This window comes from Longimicrobiaceae bacterium (assembly GCA_036375715.1).
Lineage (GTDB): Bacteria > Gemmatimonadota > Gemmatimonadetes > Longimicrobiales > Longimicrobiaceae > DASVBS01.
In genome coordinates this window covers 1-13,013 of sequence record DASVBS010000083.1, presented here as the reverse complement: position 1 = coordinate 13,013, position 13,013 = coordinate 1, and the positions used below count along the sequence as shown (strand labels likewise).

General features: G+C 67.2%; 11 protein-coding genes. 8 read left to right on the top strand and 3 right to left on the bottom strand.

The window, feature by feature from the left end; genetic code table 11:
• Positions 1–214 precede the first annotated feature (214 nt).
• Positions 215–430, bottom strand: coding sequence for a 30S ribosomal protein S21 (gene rpsU / locus VF167_18400; GenBank protein ID HEX6927403.1), 216 nt, complete (start codon positions 428–430; stop codon positions 215–217).
• Between the two features lie 91 nt (positions 431–521).
• Positions 522–1,364, bottom strand: coding sequence for a glycerophosphodiester phosphodiesterase (locus VF167_18395; GenBank protein HEX6927402.1), 843 nt, complete (start codon positions 1,362–1,364; stop codon positions 522–524).
• Positions 1,365–1,576: 212 nt separating this feature from the next.
• Here VF167_18395 and VF167_18390 point away from each other — a divergent pair, with 212 nt between their 5' ends.
• The 8 genes from VF167_18390 (at position 1,577) to VF167_18355 (ending at position 12,034) form a co-directional block, all read left to right on the top strand.
• Complete coding sequence (locus VF167_18390) at positions 1,577–2,635, top strand: Gfo/Idh/MocA family oxidoreductase (GenBank protein ID HEX6927401.1); 1,059 nt, start codon at positions 1,577–1,579, stop codon at positions 2,633–2,635.
• A gap of 15 nt (positions 2,636–2,650) precedes the next feature.
• Positions 2,651–3,556: a sugar phosphate isomerase/epimerase family protein gene (locus VF167_18385; GenBank protein ID HEX6927400.1), complete on the top strand. Its 906-nt coding sequence runs from the start codon at positions 2,651–2,653 to the stop codon at positions 3,554–3,556.
• Positions 3,553–4,284 carry an orotidine 5'-phosphate decarboxylase / HUMPS family protein gene (locus VF167_18380; protein ID HEX6927399.1) on the top strand — a complete coding sequence of 244 codons (732 nt, stop codon included), beginning with the start codon at positions 3,553–3,555 and terminating at the stop codon, positions 4,282–4,284. Before VF167_18385 ends, VF167_18380 begins: the two co-directional genes overlap by 4 nt.
• Positions 4,285–4,289: 5 nt before the next feature.
• Positions 4,290–5,357: a zinc-binding dehydrogenase gene (locus tag VF167_18375; GenBank protein HEX6927398.1), complete on the top strand. Its 1,068-nt coding sequence runs from the start codon at positions 4,290–4,292 to the stop codon at positions 5,355–5,357.
• Positions 5,354–6,469, top strand: coding sequence for a glucose 1-dehydrogenase (locus VF167_18370; GenBank protein HEX6927397.1), 1,116 nt, complete (start codon positions 5,354–5,356; stop codon positions 6,467–6,469). The genes VF167_18375 and VF167_18370 overlap by 4 nt, the downstream gene beginning before the upstream one ends.
• 89 nt (positions 6,470–6,558) lie before the next feature.
• A complete protein-coding gene (locus VF167_18365) occupies positions 6,559–7,815 on the top strand; it encodes an FG-GAP-like repeat-containing protein (GenBank protein HEX6927396.1) in 1,257 nt (418 codons plus the stop codon).
• 79 nt (positions 7,816–7,894) lie between these two features.
• Positions 7,895–10,819: a PVC-type heme-binding CxxCH protein gene (locus VF167_18360; protein ID HEX6927395.1), complete on the top strand. Its 2,925-nt coding sequence runs from the start codon at positions 7,895–7,897 to the stop codon at positions 10,817–10,819.
• A 300-nt stretch (positions 10,820–11,119) separates the two neighbouring features.
• Positions 11,120–12,034, top strand: a complete 915-nt coding sequence (locus VF167_18355) for a universal stress protein (protein HEX6927394.1) — start codon at positions 11,120–11,122, stop codon at positions 12,032–12,034.
• Between the two features lie 4 nt (positions 12,035–12,038).
• On the opposite strand, the gene VF167_18350 is transcribed toward VF167_18355, so the two are convergent.
• Positions 12,039–13,013, bottom strand: a 975-nt coding sequence (locus VF167_18350; GenBank protein HEX6927393.1) for a hypothetical protein, incomplete at its 5' end; no start/stop codon positions are given.

Below are 13,013 nucleotides of genomic sequence, written 5' to 3'. Positions count from 1 at the left end.
GAACCACGGGATAGATCGCTCGCCAGCGGCGATTGAGCGGCGGGTGCGACGGGGATCCCGATGCGCCCGCCAGTTCACGCCCGCGACCGCTGCCGTTTCAAAATGCTGGGTGAGCGGACTGGAAGTTGGGTTGCCTGCAGCACGAACAGGGGAGGGACCGGGCGCTTTGGTGCCCGGTCCCTCCCCTGCGACGTTGACGGACCCCTAGTGGGTGTTAGAAGTCCAGACGTCGAGCGCGCGCGGCGCGCTTGCGATCCTTGTGACGGCGGCGCTCTGCGGCCTTCGCCTTAGCCTTGCGGGCCTCGCTCGGCTTCTCGTAGAAACGCTTCCGGCGCATATCCTTGAACAGGCCGGAGCGAATCATCTTCCGACGAAACTGCTTCAGTGCCCAGTCCAGGCGATCGGTTTCCGCGAGCTCGATCTCTACCACTGTAATCCTTTCCCTGTAAACGAGATGCGGACATCACCGAAGTGTGAAGCGCCGCCTCGTTCCTTCAATCTATCAGGTTTTTCGGCAGATTTCAATTCTGTGATCCGGCAGTGGCAATTGTCAACTCCTCCGCCAGGGCGGCCGCCCGGTTCGTGGTGATTCCGTCCACGCCGGCCTCGACCAGCTGGCGCGCAACCTCCGGATCGTCCACGGTCCAGACGTACATCCCCAGACCCGCCTCCTTCACCCGGCGCACGAACTCGGCGTCGACGGGCCCCTTGTAGGAGAGGTCCAGGCCATCCGCCTTGGTTTCGCGGGCGAGGCGAATCAATTCGTCCAGGGTCGGAGTCCACTCTCCAGTAGTGGAGTCCTGCTTGAAGCTGGCCAGATAGTAGGCGGGGATGTCCGGCAGACGGCGCTTGGCCTCCGCGATGGCGTCTGCCTGGAAGCTGATGATTACCAGCCCCTCCCGGTCACGCGCGTAGAGCTGGATCGCGCGCTCGAGCGCCGGGATCGCTTCCGCCCCCACCTTCACCTCGATGAAGAGCTTCCTGCCCTGGGGCACGGTGGCCAGGACCTGCTCCAGCGTCGGCACCGGCTCGCCCGCCCACTTCTGGCCCTTCCAGCGGCCGGCATCCAGTCCCTCGAGCTGGTCCAGCGTGCTCTCCTTCAGGACCAGATCGATCCCCGTGGTCCGTTTGGCGTTGGGGTCGTGCATCACCACGAGCCGGCCGTCCCTGGTCAGGTGGATGTCGATCTCGACGGCGGGAACGCCTCGCTCCCAGGCGAGGTTGACGGAGGCAAGGGTGTTCTCGGGAGCGTCCGCCGATTCCCCGCGGTGAGCGATCAACTCCACCTGCTGCGCAGCGGCGTTGGGGACCGGATAGGCCGACAAGGCCGCGGCGGTCACGGCCAGGCAGATCCACTTCTTCATATTCGGCAAGCCTCCGTCGATGAGAATCGATGATCGGTACGCGGCCGTTCGCGCGACGGTTGGAAGTGCGCCAAGAATACGACTGTGCGTTCTGCCGCGCCAATGATGCTTGTGTAACCCCTACGATTCGACTTGCAGCCGGCGACGGCGGTGCGTATCTCAATCGGCAGGGGTCGGTCGTGGGCCAACCAGCAGCCGGGGAGGAAGCTGGCATGACGCAAGGATTGTCCGACGCAGGAGCCATCGCCGGGGAGATGGAGCCGACGCTGCGGGTAAAATGGGGGATCCTGGGCACTGCCGCCATTGCCCGCACCAAGGTGATCCCCGCCCTGCAGCGTGGTACCTGGACGGAAGTCGTCGCTATCGCCTCCCGCGACGAGGCGCGAGCGCAGCAGGTCGCGCGCGAGCTGGGTATCGCCAGGGCCTACGGCTCCTACGAGGCGCTCCTCGCCGATCCGGAGGTGCAGGTCGTCTACAACCCGCTTCCCAACCACCTTCACGTGCCGTGGACCGCGCGCGCGGCGGAGGCGGGGAAGCACGTCCTCTGCGAGAAGCCGATCGCGATGGATGCCGCTGAGGCGCGCGAGCTGCTCGCGATCCGCGAGCGCACGGGCGTGATGATCGGCGAGGCCTTCATGGTCCGCCTCCATCCCCAGTGGATCGAGGCTCGCCGCCTGGTCCAGGAGGGGCAGATCGGGGAGGTGCGGCTGATCTCGGCCTACTTCAGCTATTTCAAGCTGGACCCGGACAACATTCGCAATCGGCTGGAGTACGGGGGCGGCGCGCTGATGGACATCGGCTGCTACCCGGTGAACCTGTCGCGCTTCATCTACGGGGAGGAGCCGACACGTGCGGTCTCGATGATCGAGCGCGATCCGCAGATGGGGATCGACCGACTGACCTCGGTGATGCTGGAGTTCCCCTCGGGCCACGCGACCTTCACCTGTTCGACGCAACTCGGGCCCGCCCAGCGGATGCAGATCTTTGGCACGCGCGGGCGTATCGACATCGAGATTCCCTTCAACGCTCCGCCGGACCGGCCGGTGCGCATCGTGCTCGATGACGGCAGCAGCGCTCCCGCGGCGGGAGGCGAGATCATCGAGTTTCCGCCCGTCGACCAGTACACGCTGCAGGGCGACGCCTTCTCGAGCGCCGTGATTGCCGGCACACACCCGCCGGTGCCGCTCGAGGATGCCATCCGGAACATGGAGGTGATCGACGCAATCTTCCGGTCCGCGGAAAGTGGTGGGTGGGAAGAGATCGGCACCTGAACCGGGCGGGCCCTCATGCCTCTCTCCGTGTTTCCCAAGGGCTTCTTCTCGGCGCTGATCGAGCACCGGATGAGCCTGGATGAATGGCTGGAGCTCGCGGCCACCCTGGAGGTGGATGGGGTCGAGCTCTATCCCGCTTTCCTGCACAGCTTTGAGTCCGAATATCTCTCCGCCCTATCGCGACGACTCCGTTCGGTGGGTCTCCGCATGCCGATGCTCTGCCATTCGCCCGATTTCGTGCGGGAGAGCGCTACGGAGCGCAGAAGGGAAGTGGATGAGACCCGGCGGATGATCGGTGTCGCCGCGCGCCTCGGCGGGCGGTACTGCCGTGTCCTTTCCGGGCAGAGACGCCCGGGCATAGGAGACGAGGGGCTGGGCTGGGTGATTGAGTGTCTGGAAGCTCTGCTGCCGCATGCTGAGGACGCGGGGGTGGTGCTCTGCCTGGAAAACCACTACAAGGATGGCAACTGGCACTACCCCGAGTACGCTCAGAGTCGGGAGCGCTACCTGGCGATTCTGGATGCGCTTCCGAGTCCATGGCTGTGCGCCCAGTACGATCCGTCCAATGCCGTCGTCGCGGGAATCGATCCTTACGAACTGCTGGATCGCATCGTCGATCGGGTGGCGACGGTGCACGCCTCCGACCGTTACCTGAAAGGGGGCACGGTGGAGGACCTGAAGCGGCTCGATGCCGACCCTGTCCATGGCTATGCCCGCATCCTGCGGCACGGCGTCATCGGGGAGGGCCTCAACGATTATGACCGGATCTTCCGCATCCTGGGCGAGCACGGGTTCGACGGCTGGATCAGTATCGAGGACGGGGAGGGGGAGACGGTGGAGATGGGGATGGAGAATCTCCGCCGGAGCGTAGCGTTCCTGAGAGAGAAGATGGCGCAGTGGCTTCCCACCCTGACATCGTGACCAGGCTCGAGCAGCTTCGGCGTCGCCTGCGCGAGCGCACCCCCACCGTCCAGATCTCCCTCGACCTGCCCGACCTCCCCACTGCGATCGCCACCGCGGAGATCGCGGTGCGCGCGGGGGTCGACTGGCTGGAGGCGGGGACACCACTGATTCTGGGCGAGGGCCTGCACGCGGTGCGCGCCCTGGCGGAACGATTCCCCAATCATCCGGTGATCGCGGACCTGAAGACGATGGACGCCGGTTACCTGGAGGCGGAGATGATGTACCGCGCCGGGGCGACCTTCGTCGTGGTCATGGCGGTCGCACATGAGCACACCGTGCGGGAAGCCGCACGCGCTGCCCGGGACTACGACGGTCTGCTCATGGCCGACGTGATGCTCTGCGAGGACAAGGTCTCCGCGGCCCGTCAGATGCGCGACCTGGGAGCGGACGTAATCGTCGTACACACGGGCTTCGACGAGCGCCACGCCCGGCCGGGGCTGTCTCCCCTCGACGATCTCGCGGCCATTCGCCAGGCGGTGGACCTGCCGCTGCAGGCGGTCGGTGGCCTCTCGCTGGAGCAGGCGGCCCACGCGCCGGCGCTCGGAGCACCACTTACCGTGATCGGAGCCCCGTTGGCAGTGAGCGATCGCGCGTTCGAGCCCGGAGCCGACGACGAAGCTCTGCACGAGATCATCTCCCAATTCGTCAGCCGCGTGAAGCGGAGCCCTGCGCACAAGCTGCCCTGATCCAGATGTCCATGACGATGCCCGCCCTGGTGCACTACGAGCTCGCGCCAGGCGCCTGCGAGCTGCGGCAGATTCCCGTCCCCGAGATCGGCCCCGAGGACGTGCTGCTACGCGTCGCCGCCGTGGGGGTCTGCGGGAGCGATGTGCACCAGTACCACAACACGCAATCGTGGCCGGTCAACGTGCCGGTGGTCCTGGGTCACGAGTTCTGTGGTGTGGTGGACCGGGTCGGAGAGCGAGTCGTAGGCTTTGCCCCCGGCGACCGGGTCGTCAGCGAGACCGCGGCTGAGATCGACCTCACCTCCCCATTCTGTCGCTCAGGCCGGTACAATCTGGATCCATCCCGGCGGGGCTTCGGTTACGGCGTGGACGGCGCGATGGCGGCCTACGTAAGGGTGCCGGCCCGCTGCCTCCATCGCCTCCCCGAGGGGCTCGATTTCGCGGTTGCCGCGTTGGCTGAGCCCTGCTGCGTGGCCTACGAGGCGGTGGTCGAAAGCAGCCCTCTGCGCCCGGGTGATGTGGTGGTGGTGATCGGTCCCGGACCGATTGGTCTGCTGTGCGCCCACATCGCGCGGCTGCGTGGAGCGGGGGAGGTCGTGGTGGTCGGCGTCGAGCGCGACGGCGAGCGCCTGCGGCTCGCCCGGGAGCACTGGGCGACGCTGACGCTCACGGTGGGAGAGGACGATGTCGACCAGGCGCTCTGTGAGCTGGGTGATGGGTTCGGCGCCGACCTGGTGATCGACGCGAGCGGCTCGTCCGCCGCGCTGGAAGGAGCGCTGCGCTGGGTCCGCCCGCAGGGGCAGATCACCAAGGTGGGCTGGGGGCCGCAGCCACTCGGATACTCTCTCGATCCACTCGTGCAGAAAGCCGTCACCCTCCGCGGAAGCTTCAGCCATACCTACCCGGTGTGGGAGCGGGTGGTGCAGCTTCTTGGTAAGGGAGTACTGGACCCGCGACCGCTGGTCTCCCGGGTAGCTCCGCTGGAAGATTGGCGCAGCTGCTTCGAGGGGATGGGGCGCGGCGAGCTGGTCAAGGCCGTGCTCGTCCCCGACGGGCTGGTGCCGACGCGATGAAAGCAGTCGCTGCCTTTCACGCGAGCCGCGAGGTGAGGGTAGTGCGCCACCCGGAACCTCGCCTCAGCCATCCGACCTCGGTGCTGGTGACCACGCTGGAGGTGGGCGTATGCGGCACGGACGGAGAGCTGTGCGCGTTCCACTTCGGGTACGCCCCTGCTGGGGAGGACTACCTGATTCTCGGACACGAGGCCCTCGGGGTGGTGGAGGCGGTGGGGGAGGGGGTGCAGGGGCTGGCGCCCGGCGACCTGGTGATCCCTTCCGTCCGTAGGCCGTGCCCGGAGGCCCGCTGCCCCGCTTGCCGCTCGGGTGCGCAGGACTACTGCGTGACCGGCAGGTACACAGAGCGCGGGATCTTCGGGGCCCATGGATTTCTGAGCGAGCGCTTCGCCGAGAATGAGCGATATCTTTATCGTATTCCGGTCGAACTGCGTGCCTCGGGCGTCCTGGTGGAGCCGCTGACCATCGCCGAGAAGGGATTGCGCCAGTACGTCAGCATTCAGCGTCGGCTCCCGTGGCTACGAGATGCCGACGACCGCGAGATTCTGCACGGGAGGCGGGCGCTCGTCCTGGGGGCGGGACCGGTGGGTCTGCTTGCCGCCATGCTCCTGCGGCTGCGGCAGTGTGAGGTGACCGTCTATTCGCGCGAAGAGGAGGGGAGCAACCGAGGCGCCCTGGTCCGCGAGATCGGCGCGACCTACATCTCGGCCCGGGATGTCCCCGTGGACGCCCTGGCCGAGCGGATCGGGGGAATCGAGCTGGTCTACGAGGCCGCGGGCGCGCCGGCGCTCACGCTGGCGGTGGTAGAGCGGATGGGTCCCAACGGGGTGTTCATCCTCACCGGGGCCACGGGAGGCGGCGGGCGGCTCGAGGTCGGAGCGGACGCACTGCTCAACCGCATGGTCGGTGGGAATCTCGTTCTCGCCGGTACGGTGAACGCGAGCCACGACGACTTCACCGCGGCGGTCGAGGATCTGGCGGCCTTCGACGCGGCCTGGCCTCAGGCGCTCCGGCGTATGATCACCGGGCGGTACCCGATGGAAGCCTTTGCGGAGCGGGCTCTGAACCGTACTGGAATCAAGGAGATCATCGACTTCGCCCCGGTGTCCTGACCTTGGACGGTGGCGAGTTGAGCATTGTTGGGACTATTCTTGGGACCGGACCACGTCCCCAGCCATCCCCTTCCAGGAATCAGCCGATCATGCGACCAGTCGCTGCGCTGCTCTGTGCTTTGCCCGCGTTCGCCGGATGCACCGCCACCGCTACCAACCCGGAACCGGCGCTGCATTCCTTCCGCAAAATCGTGCTCTCGGAGACCTTCTACGCGGAAGGGGCGACCTACGGGGATCTCAACCGGGATGGGGTGATGGATATCGTGGCCGGTCCGTACTGGTACGCCGGTCCCGAGTTCACCGAGCGGCACGAGTACTATCCCCCGAAGCCTTTCGATCCGGAAGGGTACTCGGACAATTTCTTCGCCCACGTCTACGACTTCGACGACGACGGCTGGAACGACATCTTCATCATCGGCTTCCCGGGTGAGGAGGCGTCCTGGTACCGCAATCCCGGGGAGGCGGGTGAGGGGCACTGGGAGCGGCATCTTGTCTTCCAAGGTGTCGACAATGAGTCTCCCGCCTGGCTCGACCTCACCGGAGATGGTCGGCCCGAGATCGTCTGCATTCACGGTAGCAGGTACGGCTACGTTGAGCCGGACTGGAGCGATCCGACCCGCCCCTGGACCTTCCGCCCCATCAGCGAGGACGGCGGATGGCAGAAGTTCACGCACGGGTTGGGTGTCGGTGATGTGAACGGAGACGGGCGCCTGGACGTGCTGGACAAGGATGGCTGGTGGGAACAGCCTGCCACCCTGCAGGAGGGTCAGACCTGGACCCGCCACGCGGCCGACTTTGCCGAACAGGGCGGGGCGCAGATGTACGTCTACGACCTGGACGGCGACGGGGACAACGACGTGGTGACCAGCCTCCACGCCCACGGCTACGGCCTCGCCTGGTTCGAGCAGGTCGGTGACGCGGGGGGGACCCGCTTCGTCCGCCACGAAATCATGGGCGATGAGCCCTCGGACAACCCCTACGGCGTCCGCTTCGCTCAGCTCCATGCAGTGGAGCTCGTTGACATGGACGGGGACGGCCTACTGGACATCGTGACGGGAAAGCGTCACTGGGCGCACGGCTCCACCGGGGACGTGGATGCGGACGCTCCTCCTGTCATCTACTGGTTCCGGACGGTTCGCGACGGCAATGGCGGTGTGGAGTTCGTGCCGTACCTGATCGACGATGACTCCGGCGTGGGTGTGCAGGTGGTGGTGGGAGACGTCAACGCCGACGAGCTGCCGGACGTTGTCATCGCGAACAAGCGGATGACTGCCGTGCTGCTGCACGAGGTCCAATACGTGGATAGCGCCGCCTGGGAAGCGGCGCAGCCACAACCCACCCGCTGACGACGGGCGCGCCCCGCATCAGGAGCGCGCGGTTCTTCTCTTTTCAGCTCTACAGCTCAGCTCCACGGAACCGAAGATCATGTACTCGTTCCTCCATCGGCTCGCTTCCTCGTCATCCGCTCGAGCTTCCCACCGGCTTTCTTATCGATGGACGTTCTGGTGGGCGGCCTTCCTCGTCATCGGTTTCGCGCCCGCGACGGCGGGCGCGCAGCAGGTGGCGGCCGAGGACGTCGACCGGGAGTTCGTCCTGGAGGCGTCGATGCTCGGGTATCGCGGCGTCGGCGGGGAGATCGACGGCGTGCGCAACCCCGTGCTCCGTGCCGCGCGAGGCGAGCGGGTGCGCATCACCATCGTGGGAGTGGAGGCGCTGACGCACGATATCGCCCTGGAGCGAATGGACATCAAGAGCAGCGAGGTGTTGGACGTGGGCGATCGCGCGTCTGTCACCTTCGTCGCCGACGGCCCCGACACCTACTTCTGCACCATTCCCGGCCACCGCGCGGCGGGCATGGAGGGCAAGTTCGAGCTGCTGGAGGAGGGGGGTCCCGAGGTCGCGGCCGTGGTGCCGACCCATGACGGCGAGCCCGTCAACGTGGATTTCGAGGACGGCACGCTCGAAGGCTGGCGCGCCGAAGGCGATGCGTTTGCCGGGAACGCGGTGCGGAGTGCAGACAACGCCCAGGGGGTGACCGGCTTCGAGGGGAGCCGTTGGGTGAGCAGCGGAGACACCATCACCTACCTGGCAAGGGGTACCCTTGTCTCCGAGCCCTTCACCGTGACCGAGCCGTTCGTCTCCTTCCGCACCGCAGGCGGCGCCCTCAAGGACACCCGCGTCGAGATCGTCCGCGCCGAAGACGACAGCGTGCTCTTCGAGATCTCGGGTTACGGGGGATCGACGCTGCGGCCCGTGGTCGTGGATCTGAGCCCGCATGTGGGCGAGGACGTGTACGTCCGCCTGATCGATCGCGAGCACGGGATGTCGGGGATCCCTTACATCAAGGACAACAAGCTAGCCTACATCGCATTCGATGCGCTCAGGCTGCACCCCACCCGGCCGCAGTTCCCCAACGAGCTCGATCCCTCCGAGATCCGGATCCTGCCGCCGCTCGACTACATCCCCGAAGGCGGCTACTCCGGTGAGGACGCGGTTGCGGCGATGGATGTCCCGGAGGGGTTCAAGGTGACGCTGGGAGCCGCGGAGCCGGATGTGGTGCGGCCGATCGCCTTCACCCTGGACGACCGGGGGCGGCTATGGGTGGTGGAGGCGATGACGTATCCCGTGCGAGCGCCCGAAGGGCAAGGGAAGGATCGTATCCTGATCTTCGAGGACACCGACGGGAACGGCACGCTCGACCAACGCAAGGTCTTCATGGAGGGGCTGAACCTGGTCAGCGGTATCGAGGTGGGCTTCGGCGGGGTGTGGCTGGGCGCGGCACCGTACCTCCTGTACGTCCCCATCGACTCGGCGACCGACAAACCGGCCGGTGAGCCGGAGATCGTGCTCGACGGTTGGGGCTACCAGGACACGCACGAGACGTTGAACAGCCTCCGGTGGGGGCCGGATGGGTGGCTGTACGGCACGCAGGGAGTGTTCACCAATTCCGAGGTGGGCAAGCCGGGGACGCCCAAAGAGGAGCGGGTGAAGATCAATGCGGGCGTCTGGCGCTATCACCCGCAGAAGAAAATCTTCGAGGTCTTCGCCGAAGGGGGGAGTAACCCCTGGGGGCTCGACTTCGACGACTACGGGCAGGCGTTCATGATCGGATGCGTGATCCCCCACTTCTTCCACGTCATCCAGGGCGCCCACTATCAACGGCAGGATGGCGAGCACTTCAACCCCTTCGTCTTCGAAGACATCAAGTCGCACGGCGACCACGTGCACTGGGTGGGTGACTACGGGCCGCATGCCGGGAACAACCGATCGGCAGCGGTCGGTGGCGGACACGCGCATGCCGGGGCGATGGTCTATCTGGGCGGATCGTGGCCGGAGGAGTACCGCAACCGGATCTTCATGAACAACGTGCACGGCGCTCGCACGAACACCGACATCCTGGAGCGCCAGGGATCGGGATACGTGGGTCGCCACGGGCCGGACTTCCTGGTGGCCAACGACTCCTGGTCGCAGATGATCAATCTGCGCTACGGCCCGAGCGGGTCGGTGTGGCTCATCGACTGGTACGACAAGAACCAGTGCCACAGCCCCAACCCCGACGTTCACAACAAGACACTGGGTCGCATCTACCAGGTCTCCCACGTGAACGACCACTGGGAACCGGTTGATCTGCAGTCGCTCTCCAGCCTGGAGCTGGTGCAGTTGCAGCTTCATCGCAACGACTGGTACGTGCGGCACGCCCGCCGAATCCTCCAGGAGCGCGGCCCCGATCGGCAGGTCCACGCGGCGCTGAAGCGAATGCTACGGGAGGAGACCGACGTACGGCATCGACTGCGTGCCCTGTGGGCGCTACACGTGACGCAGGGACTCAGCGATCGCGACCTCATCGGTCTGCTGTCCGATCCTGAAGAGTACGTGCGCGCCTGGGCGATCCAGTTCCTGGCGGAGGATCACGAGATCCCGGCTCGCGCGCTGGAGCGCATGGCGCGTATGGCCACGGAGGATTCCTCGCCAGTGGTGCGGCTCTACCTCGCCTCCGCGATGCAGCGGGTCGCGCCTGAGGATCGCTGGGAGACGGTGGAAGCCCTTGCCGCCCGCGTCGAGGATTCCGAGGACCACAACCTCCCCCTGATGGTCTGGTACGCCGCGGAGCCGCTGGCCACGGTCGACATGGACCGGGCGCTGCAGGTGGCGCTGAATGCGGAGCTGCCGGACATGCTTCCCTTCACCGTTCGCCGGGTCGCGGCGATCGGCGGCGACGAGGCCGTGAAGTCACTGGCGGCCAGCGTGGCGCTCGCCGAGAATCGGCAGGAGCAGGCCGAACTGGTGCGCGGGCTCGACGAGCTGCTGGCAACGGACGACGTGGCCCAGCAGCCCGAGACGTCGCGCTGAAGCGGCCCCGCACGAGTAACGCGCCCACCGTCTCGCTCGTCTTTCAACTGGTACGCGGAATGCTCCCGTGGTGCGGCCGGACGCGGTGCTCTGGCCGACCACGGAAGCGGGTGTTCGATGACACGAGCTACCAGGGTCACCCTACATCGCCGCCTCGGCGGCGACACCACTTTCTCTCCTGAGCAACCGGTCCGGCCGATACTTGGCGATATCCTGTCGACGAGGGTCGACGGGACGTGACCGGACGATGCGGTGACCCGAAGCGGGACACTGCGTGAAACCAGTAACGGAAGACAGGGAATGACTCCGACCATCCTGGTGGCAGCCGACGGGGGGCCCGCGGGCGTCAGCGTGTTCCGAATGGCCCGTGCGCTGGCCGAGCGGGAAGGGGCACGGGTGGAGGTGCTTGCCGTTCACGATCCCGCCGCGCTGCGGATCGTCCGGGGCGACGATCCACAGCGTTCGCTGCGCCCGCCGCCCGCGGAGGCGGCTGTTCGCACGCTGCGGGAGCGGGTTCGCGGGCAGCTCCAGGAGGTAGGCGGCGCGGTGGAAGATTGGCCGCTCACCGTCCAGGTGGGGGGTGTGGCGCGGACGATCGCCAGCTACGCGCTGGACTGCGAGGCCGGCCGTGTGCTGGTGGGTCTCGACGACGCCGATACGGCGCAGCACTGGCTCGTCCGGGAGATGCTCCTCGACCTCATTCGCCGCCTGAACGTACCCGTTCTGGTGGTTCCGACGGGTTATGAGGAGCTGCCGCGAAACGTGGTGGTGGCGGTCGACCTATCCCGCCACAGCCTGGAGATCGCGCGTGAGGCGATGGAGGACCTCGAGCCTGGAGCGCAGCTACACCTGGTCCACGTCACTCCCCGGCGCGACACCCCCGCGCGGGCGGACCACCTGGCGGTGGAGCGCCAGCTCACCGAGCTGGCCACCGAGCTCGAGCTTCCGGGAACGGTCGCGGTCGAGGCGCACATGCGCGTCGGCGACCCGGCCGACGAGATCCTCCACGTGGCCGAGCTGGTCGATGCCGAGCTGATCGCGGCGGGGAGCCACGGCGTCCCGGTGCCCGGACAGGTGATTACCGGCGATGTTTACGGCAAGCTGGTTCACCTCTCGCGCCGGCCTCTGCTGATCGGGCCGCCGCGCGGCCTACGCCTGCCCCGCCGGCGGAGCCTCGAGGAGGAGGAAGCGGTGCCGCGCGCAATCGTCGCCTGACGCTTCACTCCCCCTCGACTCTGATCTTGCCCTGCAGCCTGCCCAGAAGCTTCATCGCGTAGAGGGCGACCCGCTCGCGCAGGAGCTGCGTGTCGGCGGCGCGACCCTGCACGTCGATGCAGAGGGGACGTAGCTGGTCGGCGGCCGAATCGTCGCCCTCGTTCGGGTGGGTGATGATCCAGTAGAGGATCTTGCTCAGGTGGGGCTCGTGGATGTCCGCCCGCAGATAGTCGAAGATCTCGAGCGGCACCCACGGCTCGAGCCACTCCATCTGCGTCGCGTCCGGTACGGCCGCCACCATCAGGAGGTTCCGGGCGCGCTGCACCGGATCCCGCACCGCCGCAGGCTCCCAACGCAGCAGCTCGGTGCGAAGGCACTCCAGCTCCTCTGCCAGCTCCGGGTAGGGGAGCAGGTCGTCGCGGCTGGCGATCGGCGCCACCACGCCCTCATCCGGAGGTAGATCGCTGAAGTCCAGCGCGTCGATGTGCGCCTGGGTGATCGCCATCCAGGGCGCATCCGGCGGCGTCGGGGGGGAAGGGGGAGCCTCGGAGGCCGCCGAATCCCGCGCCGTGACTGTGTCTTCCGCGGAACCCTGCCCGGCGGCACCCTGCTCGGTGGGTTCCGGCTGGGTGCTGGCCAGGGATCCGCTGTCCGTGTTGCTCTCTGTCCCGGCATGCGACGAATCCAGTGCGGCGAGCGCGGGCGGAGTGGAGGGGGCCGTGTCGGTGCCGGCCACTGCGGTAGGGGACAGGGCCGGGGTCCCGGTGGTCCGGGCGCTTCCAGCAGTCCCGGAGCCCGCGTTCGCGCCCCTGCCGGAGGTCCCGGCGCTCCCGGTGTGGACCGCCTCTCGCACCGCGACCTGCTCGGTGCCCCTGCGCACCACCTCCACCCAGCCGCCGCTCTCCCCCAGCAGCCCCACCAGCACCCAGGCCCCCAGCGCCACCGTGATCCACCCCTTGCCGCCCCGGCTCACGAAGCG

Coding starts and splice junctions, on each gene's coding strand:
- VF167_18395 (HEX6927402.1), bottom strand. CDS start 1,364: ATGAAGAAGTGGATCTGCCTGGCCGTGACCGCCGCGGCCTTGTCGGCC.
- VF167_18390 (HEX6927401.1), top strand. CDS start 1,577: ATGACGCAAGGATTGTCCGACGCAGGAGCCATCGCCGGGGAGATGGAG.
- VF167_18385 (HEX6927400.1), top strand. CDS start 2,651: ATGCCTCTCTCCGTGTTTCCCAAGGGCTTCTTCTCGGCGCTGATCGAG.
- VF167_18375 (HEX6927398.1), top strand. CDS start 4,290: ATGTCCATGACGATGCCCGCCCTGGTGCACTACGAGCTCGCGCCAGGC.
- VF167_18370 (HEX6927397.1), top strand. CDS start 5,354: ATGAAAGCAGTCGCTGCCTTTCACGCGAGCCGCGAGGTGAGGGTAGTG.
- VF167_18365 (HEX6927396.1), top strand. CDS start 6,559: ATGCGACCAGTCGCTGCGCTGCTCTGTGCTTTGCCCGCGTTCGCCGGA.
- VF167_18360 (HEX6927395.1), top strand. CDS start 7,895: ATGTACTCGTTCCTCCATCGGCTCGCTTCCTCGTCATCCGCTCGAGCT.
- VF167_18355 (HEX6927394.1), top strand. CDS start 11,120: ATGACTCCGACCATCCTGGTGGCAGCCGACGGGGGGCCCGCGGGCGTC.